The organism is Saccharopolyspora shandongensis (assembly GCF_900106995.1).
Lineage (GTDB): Bacteria > Actinomycetota > Actinomycetes > Mycobacteriales > Pseudonocardiaceae > Saccharopolyspora > Saccharopolyspora shandongensis.
The window spans coordinates 1-19956 of the sequence record NZ_FNOK01000095.1; the positions used below are offsets into that span (position 1 = coordinate 1).

Here is a 19956-nt window from a genome sequence, read left to right on the forward strand (position 1 = left end):
ACCCGCTGGCGCGGCTCGGACCTGGCGAAACGGCTGAAGATCAGCTCCACCACGGCATCCAACGACGCCACTCACCTTGCAAGATCCACCACGCGGTGATCATCACCGCCGACAGCCCTCAGCATCCCACGTCACACCGTCGTTGCAGTACTCCCTGCTCAAGGCCCCGGATGTGTCCGTGGAACGGATTGGCCCTTGCTCATGCGCAGGATCAAGGCGACCGCGTCCTCCGAGTGGACTGCCGGAGTCAGAACCTCCTGGAGGAGCAGGCCACGAATCGCGGCGATGGTGACGGAGGCCGTGGTCAGCGCTTCCTTGGCGTCGAGCCCTTCGCGTTCCGCGAGCGAGGCCAGAATCTTGGTCAGGTCGTCGAGTGAGTCGATGAACTCACGAAAGTTCTCTGGGCTGTACGCGGCCAGACCTACGACGTGAAAGAAGCCGCGGACACGCGACAGCTGCTCCGGGCGGGTGTAGGTCCGCCAGATCGCCACGACGAGGTCGTCGAAGGTGCCTTGCTGGGCGGCCTCGAAAAGCGCCTCGTTGTCACGGGATCGCTGCGCCTTGAGCATGGCTGCCAGGACGCCTGGGAGCGACCCGAAGTGGTATCGCAGGAGGGCGTGGCTGGTCCCGGTCCGGGAGGCGATCTCACGGAGTGACACCTCCGGTGCGGGAAGGGCCTCGTCGAAGGCGTCGAGAAGCCGAGCCAGGAGGCGCTCGCGTGCGTCGCCGGTGCGTTCCGTGCTTGACAGGATCACTCCCACAGTTTATCCATTGGAAAAGACTGACGGTGCCGTGGCGCTTCACCCATGGTCGCAGTCAGCTCACCGACGGCGGAGGACATGACTTGTGGGACCTTTTCAGATAACCGGCGCGGCGGTCGTCGACGGGTCGGGTCGCGACCCCGTCGACGTCGACGTCACCGTCGAAGACGGGCGTATCGCCCAGCTGGGTGCCTCCAGGGCACACGGCGAGCGCCTTGATGCCGGGGGACTGACGATGACGCCTGGCCTGATCGACGCTCACGTTCACCTGGGCCTGTCGAGCCCGATCCAGCCGCAGTTCTCGTTTCGGATCAGTGCCGCGGAGATCGCGGCGGACATCTTCGCCACGGCCGGCGCGACGCTCGATGCCGGCTTCACGACCGTTCGAGACACCGGTGGGATCGACGGCGGCGTTGTCACCACGATCGCCAAGGGCAAGGTCAGGGGGCCGCGCGTGCTGTCGTGCGGACCTGTTCAGTGCCAGACCGGTGGGCACGGCTACTACGGAGCCGAGTGGGAACCCACCGAGCTGTGGAGCAGCCATCACGTTCCCGGTCTGTGCGCCCTGTCGATGATGTCGGGCAACGCGGACGAGCTGCGAGGCAACGTGCGCGAGGCATTCCGTCGCGGAGCATCCTTCCTGAAGCTCTGTGTGACCGGCGGAGTGGTCGGCGCTCACGACCGGCTGACCGACACCCAGTTCACCGTGGAAGAGATCGCCGTCGCTGTTCAAGAAGCCGCGGCACGGGGCACCTACGTGACGGTTCACGCCCACAACAACGAAGGCATTCGGAACGCGGTCGAGGCCGGGGTGCGCTGTGTCGAACACGGCACCGACCTCGATGAATCCACGGCCACCCTGATGGCCACTCGCGAGGTCGCCCTTGTGCCCACGTTCGCTGTCGTCGAGCAACTGCTACACGACACCGCTGGAACCGGCCTCGACGAGTCAACCCGCGATCGTGTGCTGGGTGTTCGTGAGCGGATGACCGAGGCGCTCGCTGTCGCCAAGGAGGCCGGAGTGCGGATCGGGCTGGGTTCCGATCTCATCGGTCCGGCTCAGGACCGTCGAGGCGAAGAACTCAAGTTGCGCGCAGAGCTGGAGACGCCGATGGAAGCCCTCGTGGCGGCCACGAAGACCAACGCCGAAATCCTCGGCCTGTCCAGCGAGGTGGGGGTCATCGCTTCCGGCATGCAGGCAGACCTCGTGCTCTGGAACGGCAACCCCCTCGAAGACCCGGAACTGTTCGCCGACCCCGCCAACGCCGTCCTCGTTCTCCAGGCCGGCCGAGTTGTGAAGGACCTCCGATGAGCACCATGTGGCAAGGCTGCCTCGCCGACACCGACTACTTCGAGATGCGGTCCAGCGGTGGGCATGACTACGGCGTCTGGGTCACCACGCCACCGGGCTACGACCCCGCCACGACGCGAGCGCCTGCCGTGTATGTGCTCGACGGCAACTGGGCCGTGGGGATGACGGCTCCGCTCGTCGTCACCCAGCAGGATCCCATGCAGCAGATCCAGCCCTACATTCAAGTCAGCGTCGGCTACGCGGGCGAGGACGCACAGCACTGGGCACGGCTGCGCAACAGAGACCTCGTGCCACCCGGCGAGCCCATCGCCAAGGAGTTCATCGACGCCGTGGAGATGGGAATTCGAACGGGCGCGATGACACACGAGGAAGCCGACGCCTACCTCGCCGAACTACGCGACACCCGCGCCGATGCGTTCCTGAGCTTCCTTACCACGGAACTGCACCCGCGGATCGAACGCGACTACGGCACCGCCACGAGCGGTCACGGACTCTTCGGCTACTCCTACGGCGGACTTTTCAGCCTCTACGCCTGGCTCAGCGGCAGCACGCTCTTCGAGAGCATCGGAGCGGGCAGCCCCGGCGTTGTCAGCGAAGACAGTCAAGTTTTCGCCCAGCTCAAAGAGCTTGGCGACAGCCAGCCTGCCGCCAAGCTTCACGTGACCGTCAACGACCAAGAGCTTCTCGGAGACCTGGCCGTCTACCAAAGCCTCGCGAAGAACGCGGCCACCGTCCTGCACCGCCTCACCTCACGCGGCGGAGCCGTCACCAGCGCGGTCCTGCGCGAAACGCACGTGACTGGCCTGCAGGCATCGTTCCTCAGCTACCTCAGGACCTGCCGGGCCCGGTAAGCGCGAACGCCGCGATTTTCGCGTCGGGATCGGTAGCCGGATCTTGGGAGCCAGCGACTGCTGGGATGCTCTCCATCGTTCTGCGCAGGGCCGGCGCCTGCTTGGGCGTGAGCTCGATGTCCTCCTCAACGCCGGCCTCCGAGGCAGCACGCTACTGGCCACGCAGGCCACGCTCGATCGGCGCTGCCCTGTTGTCTCCTCCCCTGCTTCGCGCAGGTACCGGACCGCGGTCGTCACCAGTCGACGAAGGCGTTCGACTGTGCGCTCTGCGGTGTGCCCGCGGGGTTCCTGAGTCCAGGCTCGGGCCAGCGCGTAGTGCGGAGCCCACTCACGCAGAAGATCATGCGCGTGACTTCCTCCTGGTTCGAACCCTTCGGCTCGCAGACGCTTCTCCTAGCCGCGAACCGTCCAGTCCAGCGCGAGCCCAGTAGCGCTCCGCGGAAGCGGCGTCGGTGTCACGCCGCCCGGATCGACAGTGGAATCGACGAGTTTGCCGTCGCCGTCGTAGTAGTACGTGACAGTTTGCCTGCCTCCGACCCGCTCCAGGGTGACCCGGCCAGCTCCGTCGTACTCGCGCTTGACGACCTCCATCTCGCCTGGGCCTGGCTCCCCCTTGGTCACCCGGTCGAGCAGATCGTCCATGGTGTAGGCGTAGTTCATCTTGCGTCCCAACGCATCCGACTGCTGCTTCAGCCGCCCGGCCGGGTCGTAGGTGTACAGCGCCGAGATGAACAGCGCCCCCTTTGCCATCGGACTTGCGTTCCTCCACCAACCGGCCCGCGTCGTACCACCGCTCAGAGATCCGCCCGAACGGCTCCGTCACGCGTTCCCAGCCGGAATCCTCGGTGGCGGTGGCGTCGTTCCGCAGGCCGCGGCCATAGGTGAAGACGGTGACCCCGCCTGCGGCGTCGACGACCCGGGCCAGCCGTCCGTTGCTGTCGTAGGTGATCTCGGTGGACTGCGTCGTGAGCTTCGTGCCACAGCTGGTCGTTCGGCGCCTGATGCGTCGCGCAGACGACCCAGTCGCACCGGCGCTCGCGCATCTGGCCGGTCGGGTGGTGCAGCAGTTGCAGGACAACGCCCCCGTCGTCCTGCCGACCGCAGCCCATCACCACCAGGTCGGTGGACTGGGCGATCCCATGCCGGTGGGCGCGGACGTTGAACGACTCCATGTCAAGGGTGATGCCCAGGTCTTGCCCGACGACCATGCCCGCGGTGACCAGCTCGACCGCACAGCCGCGCTCGGCCAGCAGCTCCGCGGTGGAGGTCGACTGGTGGAAGCCGAGGTCGTCGACGACGACCACGTCGCCATCGGGTTCGGCCCGTCCTTCCAGCACGTCGCGGACGTCCACCACCCGTTCGCAACCACCAGCCCAGTGCGGAGCCTGCGGACGGGCACCGGTGGCCAGCACGACCACGTCGGGGCTCTCAGCCCGGATCAACGTCGCGTCGGCGCGCACCCCGGTGCGGATCTCGACCCCGTGCCGCTCGCACTCGGCAGCGAGGTTCCGCACCACATCGAGGAATTCCGCCCGGCTCGGCACGCTCGCCGCGACCGATACCTGACCTCCGGTGCGCGGTTGTTCCTCCAGCACCGTGACCCGGTGTCCGCGGCGTGCGGCGACGGCCGCAGCCTGCAGGCCGCCGGGACCGCCGCCGACCACCAGCACCCGTCTGCCGCGGACGGCCGGAGTCGGCAACGCGGTCGATTCCTTGCCAGCACGGGGGTTCTCGATGCAGCCGAGCCACCGGTTCAACCCCATCCGCCCCACGCATTCCTGGTTGCACGACAGGCAGGTGCGGATGTCGGTGGCCGCTCCGGCCCGCGCCTTGGCCGCGAAGTCGGGGTCAGCGATCTGCCCGCGCACCACGCCGACGAGGTCGCAGTGACCTTCCTCCAGCGCCCGCTCGGCCTGCTGCGGGTCCTTGAACCGCCCGACGCCCACCACCGGCAGGTTCACCCTGCGGCGCAGCGCGTTCGGGATGAACAGCGCGTATCCCGGCGGGACGTGCATCGATGCCTCGATCATGTACAGCGTCGAGGTGGCGACGCCGATCGAGGTGTTGATGTAATCGACCTTCCCGGTCGCCTCGACTGCGGCGGCGATCTCCACCGCTTCGTCGATGGTCGTGCCGCCCTCGATCAGCTCGTCCCCGCAGATGCGCACCCCCAGTGCCCGGTCGGGGCCGATCGACTCGCGTACCGCGTGGATGATCTCGCGCAGCAGCCTCATTCGGTTGGGCAGGCTGCCGCCGTAGGCGTCGGTGCGCTTGTTCGTCGCCGGGGACAGGAATCCGCGCACGATCGACGAGTGCGAGCACTGGAGCTCGACGCCGTCGAAGCCGCCTTCGGCGCAGTGCGCGGCGACCGTGCCGTACCCGGCGACGACCTCGTTGATCTCGTACTTCTCCAGCGCCTTGGGCACCTCGCGGAACATCGGGTCGGGTACCGCCGACGGCGCCCACACCGGCAGGCGTGAGTACATCGACGAGGCTTGACCGCCGTTGTGGTTGATTTGCGCGAAGATCGGCGTCCCGTGCGCGTGCACGGCCTCGGTGATGCGTCGGTAGCCGGGGATGACCGACCGGTGGAAACCGTGGATGAGCTTCTCGTACGGCCAGTCCGTCGGGTGGGTCGAGTGCTCCTCGGTGATCACCAGCCCGGCGCCGCCCGCCGCCCGCGCCGCGTAGTAGGCAGCGTGCTGCTCGGTCGGATGCCCATCTTCGGCGTAGTTGGTCAGGTGCGCTGAGAACACGATGCGGTTGCGCGCGACCACAGGACCGATCCGCAGCGGCGAGAACAGATAGCGGTAGCGTCCTTGACCACTCATGGGCCGCTCCTCGCGGGCGCCGGCGGTCCGGCTTCGGTGATGACGGGCATGCTGCCGACGCGCACGGCTGTCCGACGGCCTTCCAGCACCGCTTCGAGGACAGTGCGCGGCGCAACGCAGTCGCCGGCCCGGGGCGTGCCCTGCCGGTACAGCGACTCCTCTGGCAATCTATGTCCACAATGGATCACTACGGCGCACTCGACGGTGCGCTGCTCGGCGGTCCAGCAGTCCTCCAGCACGGCGCGACCATCGCCGACCTCCCGCAGCAGGCTGCGCAGTTCCCGGTGGACGCCGACGCGCTGGAGACGCGCGTTCGCGTCGGCCAGGTCCCCGGTGATCGCCAGCTTCGTGCCCGCAACCTGGTCCTGGGTGACCAGGGAGGTCGTCCGGCCGCGTTCGGCGAGCAGCTCGGCCAGCCCCACCCCTACCGCGTCGCCGATCGGGTCCAAGACCAGCACGGGTCCGGTCGGGAGGTCGTCGATGCGGAGCAGCGCATCGGCTGCGTCGAGCACGGTGGTGCCCGGCCGGATGTCGTAGTTCCTCGGCCCTGGCACCGATCCTGTGGTCAGCACCACCTCGATGCCCTCTGCCTGCGCACTCCAGAGGTGCGCCTGGGTTCGACGTTGAACCCCGGTTCGGTGTGCCCGTCGGGCCGGGTCGCCGACGCCGAGAACACAGATCCGCGCACCACGACGAGGTAGTCCACCAGCGGCGCCAACCGCGTCGCCTGCTCGGCGGCGGTCTCGGGCGTCACCCCCGCCCAGGGCGCCAGCTCGTCGCAACTCAACCGGAGACCGAGCAGCGCGTCACCGATCCGTTCCCGAACGGCGCGCAGCACCTCTTCGGTCAGCAACAGCCCGTCCTCGCCGTAGCGGTCGGTCCGGTGGTTGGTCAGGCCCGAGTGGAACTGCCGCAGCAGCGAATGCTGCCCGGCGTTGACCTCCACCCCGTCCAGGCCGCTGCGCACCCCGAGCGCCGCGGCATCGCCGAAACCGGCCACGAGGGCTTCGATCTCGCGCTCTTCAACCTCCATCGGCATCTCACGGCTGGCCGGATCGGGGAACCGGGAAGGGCCCCACAGCGGCGCCTGGGAGAACGCCGACGACCCCTGTAGACCCGCGTGCCCGAGCCCGGCGAGGACCAGCGAGCCGTGCGGGTGGCAGGATTGCGCCACCCGCGCCCACCCCTCGGCGCACTCGGCGGCCAGCGGCGCGCGCTCGTAGGGCCAATCGGACGGGTGCACGCTGGCGATCTCGGTGACGATCACACCCGCGCCGCCGCGCGCACGCCGCTCGTAGTAAGCCGCGTGCCGGTCCGAGATCGCCCGCTTGCGACCGAGGTTGGTCTCGTGCGGCCCGAACAGGACCCGGCTCGGTGCCCGATGGCGGCCCAGTTTGACGGGCGTGACCAGCGACCGGCTCATGTCAACCCCGCAAGTGGGCTCGTATCGCAGGCACGGTCGGGTCGGCGGGCCGACGGCAGCCCGAGCATGACCTGCTGCTGGCGCGCGCTGGGCCGGGAGTGGTCCTGCGCCGGCCGCGGCGAGGCGCCCGGCTCGACCGCCGCCAGCGCGGCCTCGCCGTGCCCCTTGACGCACTCCGGATCCGGGCCGTCCAGCGGCAACCCGGTGAAGAACTTCGCCGCCATGCACCCGCCCTGGCAGGCGTCGTACGCGGCACATGACGTGCACGCGCCGCCCGTTTGCGGCCGGCGCAAATCCTGGAACAACGCCGAATCGCGCCACACCGCACCGAACCCGGCCTCGCGGATGTTTCCGGCGAGGAAAGCGTCGTGGATGGCGAACGGGCAGGCGTAGACGTCGCCGACCGGGTCGATCAGGCAGACCACCCGGCCCGCTCCGCACAGGTTCAGACCCGGCAGGGGATCCGAACCCAGCGCGTTGAGGTGGAAGAACGAGTCCCCGGTCAGCACCCGCTCGCCGTGGTCGAGCAGCCACCGGTAGATCTGCATCTGCTGCTCGGCGGTCGGGTGCAGTTCGTCCCACACGTCGGCCCCGCGCCCGGACGGCCGCAGCCTGGTGATCCGCAGCTGCGCGTCGAAGAAGTCGGCGATCCGCTCGAACTCGTCGAGCTGGTCGACGTTCTGCCGCGTCATCACCACGGAGATCTTGAAGCCGCGCATTCCGGCTGCGGCGAGGTTCTGCATCGCCCGCATCGCGGTGTCGTAGGACCCTGGCCCGCGCACCGCGTCGTTGACCTCGGCGGTGGCGCCGTCCAGCGAGATCTGCACGTCGACGTAGTCGGTCGCGGCGAGCTGCCTCGCGCGCTCAGGGGTGATCCGGAAACCGTTGGTGGAGAACTTGATCCCGACGTGGTGGGCAACGGCGTAGTCGACCAGTTCCCAGAAGTCCGGGCGCACGGTCGGTTCGCCGCCGCCGACGTTGACGTAGAAGACCTGCATCCGCTCCAACTCGTCGATGACGCGCTTGATCTCGTCGGTGCTCAGCTCGTCGGGGTCGCGGCGCCCCGATGACGACAAGCAGTGCGCGCAGGACAGGTTGCAGGCGTAGGTCCACTCCCAGGTCAGGCAGATCGGCGAGTCGAGTCCGTGTTTGAACTGTTCGACCAATGGTGGGACTGCGGCAGTGGGCATGGGCAACTCCCGGGTCAGGCGCGGACGATCATGTCCGCGCGGGCCAGCGACGCGAGCGCGCTGAGGTATCCGCGCTCCTCGTGCCGGGCGACGCCGTGGGCAGACAGCGCCGCCCGCGCGGACCGGTGCTTGTGCAGGCCTTGGACCACGGTCACCAGCAGCGGCGTCTTGAGGAACGACAACCGGCGGTTGCCGAAGTGGTAGGCCAGCGCGCCGAAGGGCTCCGGGCGTAGCGCCACGTTCGGGCTCAGCGCGTAGGGGCCATCCGGTTCGAAGGCGGGGTGGTCCCACGCCTCCGGGGGCAGTGATCGGCCCCCGGAGACGCAGCGTTCAGTAGACACCGCACATCCCGTCGATCGACACCTCTTCGACGAGGAGTTCCTCGACCTCATCGGAGTCGAGGTCGTGCTCGGGCAGCTCGGCGGTCTGGTCGGACATGGCGACTTCCCCTCTCTGCCAGGCGGTCTCGCCGTGGTCGAACCGAAGCTAGCCCCGGTTCCCAGCGGGTTCGCCGTGCTGACGGTCCTTCCCGGCCCGTCCGGTCGGACAGGTGCGGACTGGACTCCGGGACGGTGGTGCTGTGCTCGGTGCACCAGGCGGGCGCCGGGCGGAGAGAGAAGCTGGCGGAGCCTCGGCGGCCCGGGTACACCAGATTGGCTGGACCACCCTGGAACCGCGGCGCTAACGGCCAGCGGGCGTCGTGCGCGATGTGAGGACTTCACCGAGCAATGCGACGCGGTGGTAGCACCGGCGATCCGACGGAGGTGGTACGCGCGGCCACCGACTTCGTCGAACGCCTGTCCTGACCCGCACCTGTCCGATCGGGCAGGTGCCGCACTGCTTGGACGGCGGGTCTTGGGTGTCCACATCGGGGGTTTGCAGTCCTGCGCCTACCCGCCGGCCGGCGCGACGACCTAGCGTCCCCACCAATCCGCGCCGTGACCCACGTCACGAGCGGAAGTCAGCTGGAGAGGAGACGCCGCATGAAGGTCGAGGAGCTGCTCAAGCCGTTCCCGCTCAAGGAGTTCCACCCGTTCCCGCGGGCCCTGATGGGCCCCGGGGCGCACGAGATGATCGGCCCGGAGGCGATCAAGCTCGGCTTCACCAAGCCGCTGGTGATGACCTCCGGCCTGCGCGGCACCGACATCGTGCACAACATCGTCGAGTCGCTGAAGTACCACGGCCTGGAGCCGGTGCTCTACGACCAGGTCGAGTCCAACCCCAAGGACTACAACGTCATGGACTCGGTGACGCTGTACCAGGAGAACCGCTGCGACAGCTTCATCTCCATCGGCGGCGGTTCCTCGCACGACGCCTGCAAAGGAGCCCGGGTGTGAGTGGCCCACGACGGCCGCAACGTTAACGACTTCGAGGGTTTCAACAAGTCGGAGAACCCGAACAACCCGCCGCACATCGCGGTGTCCACGACCGCGGGCACCGGCTCGGAGACATCCTGGGCCTACGTCATCACCGACACCACCACCGACCCGGAGAACCCGCACAAGTACGTCGCCTTCGACGACGCCTCGGTCACGAGCCTCGCCATCGACGATCCAGTGCTGTACTACGACTGCCCCGTCGACTACACGGCGCAGTGCGGTTTCGACGTCCTCGCGCACGCCTCGGAGCCCTACGTCTCGCGGCTGAACTTCCAGCCATCGCTGGGCAACGCGCTGCACGCGATCAAGCTCACCGCGCAGCACCTGCGCGAGGCGACGTGGAACGGCCAGGACCTGGCCGGGCGCGAGGGCATGATGTACGCGCAGTACATCGCCGCGCAGGCGTTCAACTCCGGTGGTCTCGGGATCATCCACTCGATCTCGCACGCAGTGAGCGCGTTCTACGACACCCACCACGGGCTCAACAACGCGATCGCGCTGCCGCGCGTGTGGGCCTTCAACATGCCGGTCGCCTACAAACGCTTCGCCGACATCGCCAGGGCCATGGGCATCGACACCCATGGGATGACCGATGTGCAGGCCGCGGACGCGGCGCTGGCTGCGGCGATCCGGCTGCTGCGCGACGTCGGCATCGCGGAGCGCTTCGTCGACGTCAAGAAGGACACCTACTCCAAGAACCGGCTCGGCGAGGGGCCGACGAAGTACTACGAGCGACGCAAGGAGATCAAGGGCGACACCGAAGACGTCGACGCCATCACCCGGCACGTGCTCGGTGACGCCTGCACTCCGGGCAACGCCAAGGAATGCACGTTCGACACGGTCCGCCCGGTCGTCGAGCACTGCATGACCGGCGACCTGGACGACCTGCTCAGCTGACCCGGCGTGGGGTGGCGGGCGGGCCCGCCGCCCCACCCAGAATCGGAGGAACCGTGCACGACACCACCGAAGCCCCGTTCGAGTCGGTGCAGGAGGTCCTGGACCGGTTCGCCGAGTGCGGCTACCTCGGCGACCAGCGCCTGGCGACCACCGTTTTCCTCAGCACCCGGCTGGAGAAACCACTGCTGCTCGAAGGACCCGCCGGCGTCGGCAAGACCGAACTGGCCAAGGCGCTGGCGACCGCGACCGGCAGGCGGCTGCTCCGGCTCCAGTGCTACGAGGGGCAGGACGAGACCAAGGCCCTCTACGAATGGGACTACGGAAAGCAGCTGCTCTACACCCAGATGCTGCGGGACAAGATCGGTGAGCTCGTCGCCGAGGCTCCCGACCTGCACACCGCGGTCGACGCGATCGGCGACCAGGACAGCGCCTTCTTCTCCGAGCGGTTCCTGGCCAGTCGGCCGCTGCTGGACGCGGTGCGCGGCGAGCAGCCCGCCGTGCTGCTCATCGACGAGGTCGACCGGGCCGACGAGGCGCTCGAAGCCGTTCTGCTGGAGTGCCTCGGCGAGTACCAGGTCTCGGTGCCCGAGATCGGCACCTACCGCGCCGCGACGCCCCCGTATGTCGTGCTGACGTCCAACAACACCCGCGATCTGTCGGCGGCACTCAAACGCAGGTGCCTGCACCTCTTCCTGGACTACCCGGACGTCCAGCGGGAGCTGGAGATCATCCGCTCCAAGAACACCGGGCTGCCCGACGCCCTGGCCGCCCAACTCGCCGAGATCGTGCGCGACATCCGCGGACTGCCGCTGCGGAAGGCCCCCAGCATCTCGGAGACGATCGACTGGGCGCGCACGCTGGCCGTGCTCGGCGTCGACGAACTGGGGCCCGCCCTGCTGGCGGACACGGCGAACGTCGTCCTCAAGTACGAGCGGGATCTCGACCGCGCGCGGGAACTGATTCCCCAGCTGCGGGACCCCAATCGCGATGTGCCCGAGCACCTGCACGGCCACGGTCATGGCCACGGGCACGGGCACGACGGCGCGGAGGTGGACCAGTACGACGAAGGCAAGCGGGTCCGGGCCGCCATGGACCAGCCGGGCAGGCACGACGACGGCTACTACGGCGCGAGGACCAGCGGCCCGTTGCAGCGCTCCGGTGCGAACCGTTCGTCCGACGCGCGCAAGCTTCCCTTCTGAGCAGCCTATGGGGCGAAGTCAAGTGGCGGTGTTTCCGGTTTCGGTGTGCAGCAGCGTCCCCGCGTGGGTAATCGAGATTCCGGAGAGAAGCCTTCGAGCCGTTACGAGAAACCCGTAATCATGTGTGGCGATCGTGCCAATGCGAGGAGGAAGTGGTGCGGTATTCCTGGGACAGCGTTGTGAATTCTCCGACCTCGTCATACGCCTCATATCCCGACGGAGTTTCCGACCATGCATTCGCCACGTGAGTTCGACTATCACGTCAGGCTTGCCGGAGACTTGATGAATTTTGCGCTTGAACAGAGCCGTTGGGATGACACCGCGCAGGCTCAATGCGCAGCGCACGGCCCCACCTTGCCCGATTCACCGGCAGCCCGCGCAGGCGCACCTGTTCCGACGACGCCGGACAGGGCGGGAGGTGTGGAGCGGCATGCGGTTTTCGATCAGGCGCCCGTGCCCACCGCGGTGCTGGATGTGCAGGGCTGCCCCCAGTACGTGAACCCGGCGCTCTGCAATCTACTGGGCCACGGAGCCGCAGACCTACTGCACCCGCGCCCGCACGACACCTTGTGTCCAGGCCACGCGGTCCTGCAGAACGCCGTTGTCTGGGACACCCTCGCGCGAGGACACGCTGTGGCGGAAACGTGGTACCACAAGCCCGACGGCCAGACGATCTGGGTGCGGCTATCAGGTTCGGTCATCAACGATGCCGTCGGCCGCCCGTGCTCCGTCCTGTTGCAGGCAGAGGACGTCACCACCCGCCGTAGCTGCGAAATCCTGTGGGACCAGTGTTTCGCAACGGCGCCGATCGGGATGGCCCTGCTGGATCTGCAGGGGCATTGGACATCGGTGAACGACACATTGTGCGACCTGCTGGGTTACCGTCGCGATGAAATTCTCGCAATGCACTTGACATGTACGCCCGCAAAAAGAACCCCCGAAACGCATAACACACGACCCCACCACTCGATGACTGCCCGGCGCTCTCGCCCCAACCGGGGCTCCGCGATCAACGCAAAGATCCGACGAGCCGATATCGAGATCAACATTACTTGACGAGGCACAAGGGGACGGTATGGAAACGAGCTTGCACCGCTTCGTCCGCCTGCTGCGCCTGCACGGGGTGCGGGTGTCAGGGGCTGAGGCGACCGACGCGGTGCTCGACGACCTGCCCGCGCTCCTGAAGGAACACCTGCGCAAGCTCACCGAGCTGGAACACCGGTCGGTCGAGTCGGTCTCGCCCGCAGGCGTCACCGACCGGATCGACGAGCGGGAGCGCCAGGAGCTGGAGGACTCGCTGCGCAGGCTGGCCCGGAGTCTGCGCGGGGCGCGCACCAGCAAGCAGGTAACCAGCCCGCACGGCAGGGTCCACTCCGGACGGACGATGCGCCGGAACATGCGCTACGACGCCGTTCCGTTCCGGCCGGTCACCACCAAGCGCGCCGAGGACAAGCCGCGACTGGTGGTGCTGGCCGACGTGTCGCTGTCGGTGCGCAGCACCGCCCGCTTCACGCTGCACCTCGTGCACGGCCTCCAATCGCTGTTCAGCCGGGTGCGCACGTTCGCCTTCGTCGCAGACATAGTCGAGATCACCGACCTGTTCGAGCAACATCCGCTGGAGAAGGCGCTCGGGCTGGTCTTCGACGGGCTGCCGGCGGGCGGGGTCCTCGACGTCGACGCCAACTCCGACTACGGCGGCGCGCTGCGGGAGTTCCTCGACGAGCACGGCTCATCCCTGACCCGGCGGACGACCTTGCTGGTGCTCGGCGACGGCCGGGGCAACGGCAACGATCCGGACGTGGCGGCCTTCGCGGAGATGGCGCGGCGGGTGCGGGAAACCATTTGGCTCACCCCGGAACCCCGCTACTCGTGGGGGCTGGGCCGGTGCGATCTACCGCGCTACGCCGAGCACTGCGACCGCGTCGAAGTGGTGCGCGATCTGGCCGGCCTGGCCCGCACATCGGATGCGATGTCTTCGGAGGCGGTGGGGCGATGAGTGACGCGGGGCAGTTCTCCGGCAGCGCCACGATCGATCCGCTGGCCCGCAGCAGTCCCGGCTGCTACCGCGACGAGGCGGTGGTCGTGGTGCACGAGCGGCACGACCCGCCGCCGGACCGGATCCCGATCACCCGCACCCGGCACTTCGGCCTGCACCGCGACGGCCACCGGGTGCTGGTCAGCCACCGCCTCGAGCCGCACGAGCTGGACAACGACGTGGCGGGCAAGCTGGCCGACGAGCTGTTCGCGCCGGGCTGGCTGACCGGGGCAGAGGTCTTCGAACGAGTCTTCACCGGCATCGTCAGATCCACTGTGGATGATTCGGTCGACGCCTGGTCCACCTTCTACCGCAACACCCTCGCCCGGATCCGGCTCCCCAGGGACGCCGGCGGCGCGCCGCACTCGTCGATCTCGGCGATGGTGCCGGTCTACTCGCGGGTGCTGGAGCTGGTACCGCCGGGCCGGGTCCTCGACGTGGGCTCCTGCTTCGGATTCCTGGCCCTGCTACTGGCCGAGCGCCCCGGCACCGCGGTCGTCGCCTCCGACATCGCCAACGGCACCGTCACGTTGCTGCGCACCATCGCCCGCGAGCTGGGCCTACCGCTGGGCGCGCTGGTCTGCGACGGCGCACGAGTGCCGCTGCCGGACCAGGCCGTCGACACGGTGACGGTCATACACCTGCTGGAGCATCTCGACCCCGAGCACGGCGAGGCCGTCCTCGCCGAGGCGATCCGGTTGGCGCGGCGACGGGTCGTCGTCGCGGTCCCATTCGAAGCCGAACCGACGGCCGCCTACGGGCACCTGCGCACCTTCGACACCGCCGAGCTGCACCGGCTGGGGACCGGCACCGGACTGCCCTACGAGGTCGACGAGCACCACGGCGGCTGGCTCATCATCGACTCCGCCTGATGGGCGTGTCGGTCCTTGAGTACTGTGGGGAAGGGCCGTTGCTGGTGGTCGTGGCACCACAGCGTGATCGACACGGCAACAGGTCAAGAGCCACGCTCAGATGAGCCCGCGCTTACTTGCTTCGTAGACGGCTTCCGCGCGGGTGGAGGCATCCAGCTTGCGCATGATGTTGCGCACGTGGAACTTCACCGTCGTCTCGGAGATGTAGAGCTGGCCGCCGACGTGCCGGTTGCTCGACCCGGTGGCCATCAGCCGGAGCACACCCAGCTCGCGTTCGGTCAGTTCCGGTGCGGTGGAGCGGTTGTTCATCGAGTGCACCATCGCCGCGGCCGAGCGCGAGTCGAACGCGCTCTCCTTGCGGGCCACCGCGCGGATCGCCCGGACCAGCTCGGTGGTGTCGACGTCCTTGACCACGTAACCACGGGCACCGCGGTGCACGGCGTCGACGACGAGCTTCTCGTCCAGGAACGTCGTCAGCACCAGGACCCCGAGACCCTCGTGCTCCCCGGTCAACCGCTCGCACAGGGCCAGGCCCTCGGTGTCCTCACCCGAGGACAGCTTGAGGTCCAGCAGCACCACTTCGGGCCGCGTCCGGCCGACCACCGCGACCGCCTCCGCCGCGGTGGAGGCCTCCCCGACCACTTCGAGGTCCTGTTCCCGTTCGAGCAGCGACCGCAGCCCCTGCCGGACGATGGAGTGGTCGTCGACGATCACGATCCGGACCGAACCCGGCGGTGCGCTCACCGCGCCCCCGGACTGCCACGCGGCTTCCTCAGACATCGGTGTCCCCTTCTGACGGCGGCATCGGCACTTCCAACCTGATGAGCACCCCGCCCATCTTCGCCCTGCCGATGTTGAGCTCACCGCCGAGTTCTTCGGCTCGTGCGGCCATGTTCGCCAGCCCCCGGTGGTGCCCGTTGAGGTCATTGGTGCGCGCCGCCCGCAGAGTTCGCCGCAGCTGCGCGGGATCCCCGGTGCCGTCGTCGGCGATCGACAGCACGACGCGGTCTGTCTCGTACTTCAGGTGCACCGACGCGCGGTCCGCGCCCGAGTGGGTCGCGGTGTTGAACAGGGCCTCGCCGGTCAGCCGCAGCAGCGAGTGCTCGGCCTCGCTGGGCAGCGGCACCGGCTTGCCCTCGATCCGGACCGCTACGTCGACTGATGTCGGCAGGTGCACGTTGGACAGCCGTTCCAGCAGCACCGGCAGCGAACCGGGGCCCTCGTCGGCGCCCCGGTGCAGCGCGTAGATCGCCGACCGCAGCTGGGAGACCGCCTGCTGGGTCAGGTCCCTGGCCGCCATGAGCCGCTCGGCGACCTGCCGCACCTCGGCGCCCATCGCCGCCAGCTCCGACCGGCACACTTCCACGGTCATGCCGGCGCTGAGCACGGCCTGGGTCACGCTGTCGTGCAGCTCCCGCGCGATGCGGTGCCGTTCCTCGTCGATGACCTGCCGCTGCATCGCCTCGGTCAGCCGACGCTGCACCTCCTGCAGTTCGGCGTCGCGCGCGACGAGGTCCTTCGCCTGCCGGGAAGCCTCCTCGTTCAACTGCTCGGCGCGCCCCTTCAACTGGGCCGCAGTGTGGAACAGGTAGGAGTTGTACAGCGCCACCGCGGCCTGATTGGCCAGCACCCGCAGGACCGCGAGGTCGGTCCCGGTGACTTCCACTCCCGCACCCGGCCGACCCACGACGCCGCCGACCGGCTCCTCGCCGAGCAGCATCGGCGCGCGCACCCAGCCCGGCCCGGCCTCGCCCGGTTCGAGCTCCCACGGGCGCTTGCGGATCACCTCGAGCTGCTCGCGGACCTCGGCGGGCAAATCGTGCTCCTGGTCGATCAGCTCGCCGTTCCGGGCGAACAGGAAACCCGGACGTATCCCCCGCAACGCCCCGTCGGCGACGGCCAGCAGCACCCACTCGGCTTGCAAGTGCTCGACGGCGGCCACGACGACCGCCTCCACCAGCGCCCTCGGCCCCTCCGCCGAGCGCACCACAGCGCGGGAGATCTCGTCGAGCGCCTGCACGGCCACGGCCAGCCGCTCGTTCGAGCGCCGGTACTCGGGGTAGAACGACCGCTTGCTCGATCGCATCCCGGTGAGCTCACCGAGCGTCGTCTCCCCCGCGCGGACGCGGCCACCACCGGACACCTTCGACCTCACATGGCCTTTCGGAACAGCGACTCGATCTCCGCCTGGGTGACCTGGCGCGGGTTGGTCGCCAGGCACGCGTCCTTCATCGTCGTCCTGGCCAGGTGCGCGACGTTGTGCTCGCCGACCCCGAGGCAGGACAAACCGCGCGGGACGCCGACGGAGTCGGCCAGCTCGCGGACCCGATCGGCCAGCACCTCGGCGACCTCGGCCGCGGGTACGCGGTCGGTATCGATGCCCGCGGCGGCGGCCAGCGGCACGTAGCGAGCCGGGCTCAGTTCCGCGTTGAACCGGATCACGTGCGGCAGCAGGACCCCGTTGATCACGCCGTGCGGCGCGTCGAGCAGTCCGCCGACCTGGTGGCTCATGGCGTGGGTGGCGCCGAGGATCGCGTTGGTGAACGCCATCCCCGCCGCCAACGACCCCTGCGCCATCGCGTTGCGCGGCTCCTGGGCGGCCGGGTCCAGCAGGGTCCGCAGCAGGTTTCTGGTCACCAGGTGCACGGCGTGCAGCGAATGCTGATCGGTCAGCACGTTGTGCGCGAGCGAGACATAGGACTCCATGGCGTGGGTGAGCGCGTCGAGACCGGTCGCCGCGTTCAGCCAGTCCGGCATGGTCGTCAGCAGCCGAGGATCGATGATCGAGATCTCGGGGACCAGCGTCCTGCTGATAATGGTCACCTTCGTCTCGTTGGTGGTGTCGGTGACCACGCAGAACTGGGACACGTCCGCCCCGGTCCCCGAGGTCGACGGCACCATGACCAGCGGCGGGATGGGGTTCACGACCCGGTCGACGCCCTCGTAGTTCAGGATGTGCCCGCCGTTGGCGGACACGATCGCCACGCCCTTGGCCGCGTCGATGCATGAGCCGCCGCCGACGGCGATGATCACGTCCGCGCCGGCCTGGGCGTATTCGCAGTAGGCCGCCTGCACCTCGTGGTCCTTCGGGTTCGGCGTCAGCTCGTGCCAGACGACCGGTTCCAGACCCACCTCGCGCAGGTGCGCCACTGCCTCGCGCACCCATCCCGCCGCCACGATGCCCGGATCGGTGACCAGGAAGGGGCGGCGCGCTCCGAGCCGTCGAGCCGAGTGGCCGAGCTCGGCCAGCGAATCGGGGCCGAACACAATTTCCGGCGCGTGGAACTTCGCCAAGGCCGGGCGCTGCTCGCCGACATCGTCACGGCTGGGTTGGCGCGGCACTCCCGCATCTTCTAACGCGATTTCCAGCTCCGGCATTCTCGTGGTCCTCCCGACTCGCCGATGAGCCTCGCCCGCGAACGAGTCCGGCCGGTGCGCGGCCCGCGGCGAGACCGGCTGCAAGCAGACCAGAAGCACTACTGTGGCGTAAACCACAGGTGAACCTACAGCCGGGACTGTACCTCGAAACCGTCCGGATGAGCACCCCTGACCTGTCCGATCGGACAGGTGCGCTACGCAGTTTCTTCCAGTAGCAGGCGCAGCCGGGTTTCGAGCACGTTGCGCTGCGGAGCGTCCGGCGCCATCAGGTCCCGTGCTCTTTCCAGCACTTCCAGATCATCGCGCCCCGCATCGCTGTTGGCGAAGCGCCAGAGCAGTTCAGGGTCCCCGCTGCCCAGTGCCCAGCCGCGCAACGCTGCCACGAGCTCGTCGCGCTCGGCGCGGATCGCGACGGACTCCGAGTGCGGCAGCAGCAGTCCGGCTCGGTCCACGGCGGCGTCGGCATCGCCCTGGCGCAGCGCCTCGCGGACGGCGTGCAGGTCGCTGTCCACATCCGCCGCGATGCGGTACGGCCTGGTCTTGACCACGTGCTGGCCCAGGGCGTTGCGGATGCGGTGGATCTCCACCCGGACCGTGGTGGGGTTGCCCTGCTCCCCGTGCAGCAGCAGCGCGAGCCGTTCTGCGGTCAGCCCGCCGGGGTTCATCGCCAGCAGCGCGAGGATTTCGGCGTGCCGCAGGCTCAGCTCCCACCCGACACCGTCCACCGTGGCCATTGGAACCTCGTCGCCGAGCAACCTCAACGACAACTGCGGCCTGCGATGGGACCGGCGCTGCCCGACGCGCAGCAGGTAGCCGCCGTCGAGCGGTTCGACCTCGGCGTCCTCACCGTCGTCCAGCCGGACCGTTCCGCTGTCGTCGAGGCCGATCCGCTGCCCCGGCACGAACCGCGTCGAGGGTGCGCTCGCGACGATCCGTCCGCTGGGGCTCAGCAGCGCCGCATCCCGACCGGACTCGGTGAGGTGGTGGGCGTTGCGCTCCCGGAGCAGGTCGTCGGAGGCGGCCAGGCGCCAGCGGAGCTCGCCTTCGACCAGCCGCGCCCCGGCCACCACGAGCGCGAGCAGCGCCGGGTGCATCGTGTGCAGCGGCCCGCTGAGATCGACCGCGCCGAGCAGCGCACCCGTATCGGGATCGCGGACCGGACAGGCGGCGCAGGTCCAGGAGTGGTAGGCCCGCACGAGGTGCTCGGCGGAGTGGATCTGGACGGGAACACCGGTGGCCAGCGTGGTGCCCATCGCGTTGGTCCCGATCGCGCTCTCGGCCCACCTGGTGCCCTCGGCGAGCAGAACCCGGTCGGCGTCCCGGCAGACCTGGGGATCGCCTTCCCGCCAGAAGATGTTGCCGTCGGCATCGGTGATGATCATGACGTGGCTGGTGCCGTCGGCCGCGTCCAGCAACGTCTGGCGCAGCATCGGCACCCAGCGCGCCAACGGGTGCTCCCGGCGGACGTCGTCGAGCCTGCCGGAGTCGAACGCCAGCGGCGGCTCCCTGAGATCGGGATCGATCCGGGCTGCCAGCGAACGCCTCCAGGACTCGAAGATGACCGGTCGCGGCTCGTGCGAGAGCCGGTCACCGGCCAGGACGGCAGCGTGCACCCGCTCGAGCAGCCGGGCGCGCTCGAGCGGATCGACCGATGTGCCGTGGCTAGTGTTCATCCACCTGCTGGGACGTGTCGGAATCGCAAGGGTTTCGCCGCTGGACTGCTCATGGTGCGGGGTGACGCCGGTTACAGGCAAGTGCCGCCGGCTTCCAGCCCTCCCGGTTGCAACGTCGCTGCAACGTTGCAGCTCCTAGTTTCTCGCCACACCAG

18 protein-coding genes and 1 pseudogene are annotated in these 19956 nt (G+C 68.8%); 7 read left to right on the forward strand and 12 right to left on the reverse strand.

Annotated features, from left to right (window positions below; all coding sequences use genetic code 11):
- Positions 1 to 158: 158 nt before the first annotated feature.
- Positions 159 to 755: a TetR/AcrR family transcriptional regulator gene (locus tag BLW84_RS44345; protein ID WP_093278562.1), complete on the reverse strand. Its 597-nt coding sequence runs from the start codon at positions 753 to 755 to the stop codon at positions 159 to 161.
- Between the two features lie 91 nt (positions 756 to 846).
- On the opposite strand from BLW84_RS44345, the gene BLW84_RS44350 reads away from it, so the two are divergent.
- Both BLW84_RS44350 and BLW84_RS44355 read left to right on the forward strand, forming a co-directional pair.
- Positions 847 to 2073: a metal-dependent hydrolase family protein gene (locus BLW84_RS44350; protein ID WP_093278564.1), complete on the forward strand. Its 1227-nt coding sequence runs from the start codon at positions 847 to 849 to the stop codon at positions 2071 to 2073.
- Positions 2070 to 2924 carry an alpha/beta hydrolase gene (locus tag BLW84_RS44355; protein ID WP_093278566.1) on the forward strand — a complete coding sequence of 285 codons (855 nt, stop codon included), beginning with the start codon at positions 2070 to 2072 and terminating at the stop codon, positions 2922 to 2924. The genes BLW84_RS44350 and BLW84_RS44355 overlap by 4 nt, the downstream gene beginning before the upstream one ends.
- 393 nt (positions 2925 to 3317) lie before the next feature.
- On the opposite strand, the gene BLW84_RS44360 is transcribed toward BLW84_RS44355, so the two are convergent.
- The 7 genes from BLW84_RS44360 to mftA are packed head-to-tail and all read right to left on the reverse strand — an operon-like array spanning position 3318 to position 8806.
- On the reverse strand, positions 3318 to 3674 hold the full coding sequence (locus BLW84_RS44360; RefSeq protein WP_093278568.1) for a hypothetical protein: 357 nt from the start codon (positions 3672 to 3674) through the stop codon (positions 3318 to 3320).
- Positions 3675 to 3718: 44 nt separating this feature from the next.
- Positions 3719 to 5755 (reverse strand): mycofactocin system FadH/OYE family oxidoreductase 2, encoded by a 2037-nt coding sequence (locus BLW84_RS44365; RefSeq protein WP_093278570.1) that lies wholly within the window; start codon positions 5753 to 5755, stop codon positions 3719 to 3721.
- Positions 5752 to 6309: a beta/alpha barrel domain-containing protein gene (locus BLW84_RS49735; protein WP_245761813.1), complete on the reverse strand. Its 558-nt coding sequence runs from the start codon at positions 6307 to 6309 to the stop codon at positions 5752 to 5754. Before BLW84_RS49735 ends, BLW84_RS44365 begins: the two co-directional genes overlap by 4 nt.
- An 11-nt stretch (positions 6310 to 6320) precedes the next feature.
- Positions 6321 to 7178: an oxidoreductase gene (locus BLW84_RS49740; protein WP_245761814.1), complete on the reverse strand. Its 858-nt coding sequence runs from the start codon at positions 7176 to 7178 to the stop codon at positions 6321 to 6323.
- Positions 7175 to 8368 (reverse strand): mycofactocin radical SAM maturase, encoded by a 1194-nt coding sequence (gene mftC, locus BLW84_RS44375; RefSeq protein WP_093278573.1) that lies wholly within the window; start codon positions 8366 to 8368, stop codon positions 7175 to 7177. The genes BLW84_RS49740 and mftC overlap by 4 nt, the downstream gene beginning before the upstream one ends.
- Before the next feature lie 14 nt (positions 8369 to 8382).
- The gene (gene mftB, locus BLW84_RS44380; RefSeq protein WP_245761817.1) at positions 8383 to 8673 is read right to left on the reverse strand and encodes a mycofactocin biosynthesis chaperone MftB; all 291 of its coding nucleotides are present in this window, start codon (positions 8671 to 8673) and stop codon (positions 8383 to 8385) included.
- Between the two features lie 25 nt (positions 8674 to 8698).
- Positions 8699 to 8806, reverse strand: coding sequence for a mycofactocin precursor MftA (gene mftA / locus BLW84_RS44385; protein ID WP_093278581.1), 108 nt, complete (start codon positions 8804 to 8806; stop codon positions 8699 to 8701).
- A gap of 545 nt (positions 8807 to 9351) precedes the next feature.
- Here mftA and mdo point away from each other — a divergent pair.
- The 5 genes and pseudogenes from mdo to mftM all read left to right on the forward strand — a co-directional run bounded on the left by mdo (position 9352) and on the right by mftM (position 14750).
- A pseudogene (mdo, locus tag BLW84_RS44390) lies at positions 9352 to 10644 on the forward strand (NDMA-dependent methanol dehydrogenase).
- Between the two features lie 53 nt (positions 10645 to 10697).
- Positions 10698 to 11843 carry an AAA family ATPase gene (locus BLW84_RS44395; RefSeq protein WP_245761815.1) on the forward strand — a complete coding sequence of 382 codons (1146 nt, stop codon included), beginning with the start codon at positions 10698 to 10700 and terminating at the stop codon, positions 11841 to 11843.
- Between the two features lie 231 nt (positions 11844 to 12074).
- A complete protein-coding gene (locus BLW84_RS44400; protein WP_093278583.1) occupies positions 12075 to 12899 on the forward strand; it encodes a PAS domain-containing protein in 825 nt (274 codons plus the stop codon).
- A 19-nt stretch (positions 12900 to 12918) separates the two neighbouring features.
- Entirely contained in the window at positions 12919 to 13839 is a 921-nt protein-coding gene (locus BLW84_RS44405; RefSeq protein WP_093278585.1) for a VWA domain-containing protein, read from the forward strand.
- Complete coding sequence (gene mftM / locus BLW84_RS44410) at positions 13836 to 14750, forward strand: mycofactocin oligosaccharide methyltransferase MftM (RefSeq protein WP_093278587.1); 915 nt, start codon at positions 13836 to 13838, stop codon at positions 14748 to 14750. The genes BLW84_RS44405 and mftM overlap by 4 nt, the downstream gene beginning before the upstream one ends.
- A 96-nt stretch (positions 14751 to 14846) precedes the next feature.
- Here mftM and BLW84_RS44415 read toward each other — a convergent pair whose 3' ends face one another.
- The 4 genes from BLW84_RS44415 to BLW84_RS44430 form a co-directional block, all read right to left on the reverse strand.
- On the reverse strand, positions 14847 to 15530 hold the full coding sequence (locus BLW84_RS44415; protein WP_093278588.1) for a MadR family response regulator transcription factor: 684 nt from the start codon (positions 15528 to 15530) through the stop codon (positions 14847 to 14849).
- On the reverse strand, positions 15523 to 16893 hold the full coding sequence (locus tag BLW84_RS44420; RefSeq protein ID WP_342743234.1) for a MadS family sensor histidine kinase: 1371 nt from the start codon (positions 16891 to 16893) through the stop codon (positions 15523 to 15525). Before BLW84_RS44420 ends, BLW84_RS44415 begins: the two co-directional genes overlap by 8 nt.
- A gap of 8 nt (positions 16894 to 16901) precedes the next feature.
- Positions 16902 to 18128, reverse strand: coding sequence for an iron-containing alcohol dehydrogenase (locus tag BLW84_RS44425; protein WP_093278589.1), 1227 nt, complete (start codon positions 18126 to 18128; stop codon positions 16902 to 16904).
- A 194-nt stretch (positions 18129 to 18322) separates the two neighbouring features.
- Complete coding sequence (locus BLW84_RS44430; RefSeq protein ID WP_245761816.1) at positions 18323 to 19801, reverse strand: GAF domain-containing protein; 1479 nt, start codon at positions 19799 to 19801, stop codon at positions 18323 to 18325.
- Positions 19802 to 19956: the final 155 nt, after the last annotated feature.

Bases quoted from the DNA above. Each gene is read 5' to 3' on its own strand.
- BLW84_RS44355 (WP_093278566.1), top strand. From the start codon at position 2,070: ATGAGCACCATGTGGCAAGGCTGCCTCGCCGACACCGACTACTTCGAG.
- BLW84_RS44360 (WP_093278568.1), bottom strand. From the start codon at position 3,674: ATGGCAAAGGGGGCGCTGTTCATCTCGGCGCTGTACACCTACGACCCG.
- BLW84_RS44365 (WP_093278570.1), bottom strand. From the start codon at position 5,755: ATGAGTGGTCAAGGACGCTACCGCTATCTGTTCTCGCCGCTGCGGATC.
- BLW84_RS49740 (WP_245761814.1), bottom strand. From the start codon at position 7,178: ATGAGCCGGTCGCTGGTCACGCCCGTCAAACTGGGCCGCCATCGGGCA.
- mftC (WP_093278573.1), bottom strand. From the start codon at position 8,368: ATGCCCACTGCCGCAGTCCCACCATTGGTCGAACAGTTCAAACACGGA.
- mftA (WP_093278581.1), bottom strand. From the start codon at position 8,806: ATGTCCGACCAGACCGCCGAGCTGCCCGAGCACGACCTCGACTCCGAT.
- BLW84_RS44400 (WP_093278583.1), top strand. From the start codon at position 12,075: ATGCATTCGCCACGTGAGTTCGACTATCACGTCAGGCTTGCCGGAGAC.
- BLW84_RS44405 (WP_093278585.1), top strand. From the start codon at position 12,919: ATGGAAACGAGCTTGCACCGCTTCGTCCGCCTGCTGCGCCTGCACGGG.
- mftM (WP_093278587.1), top strand. From the start codon at position 13,836: ATGAGTGACGCGGGGCAGTTCTCCGGCAGCGCCACGATCGATCCGCTG.
- BLW84_RS44415 (WP_093278588.1), bottom strand. From the start codon at position 15,530: ATGTCTGAGGAAGCCGCGTGGCAGTCCGGGGGCGCGGTGAGCGCACCG.
- BLW84_RS44425 (WP_093278589.1), bottom strand. From the start codon at position 18,128: ATGCCGGAGCTGGAAATCGCGTTAGAAGATGCGGGAGTGCCGCGCCAA.
- BLW84_RS44430 (WP_245761816.1), bottom strand. From the start codon at position 19,801: ATGAACACTAGCCACGGCACATCGGTCGATCCGCTCGAGCGCGCCCGG.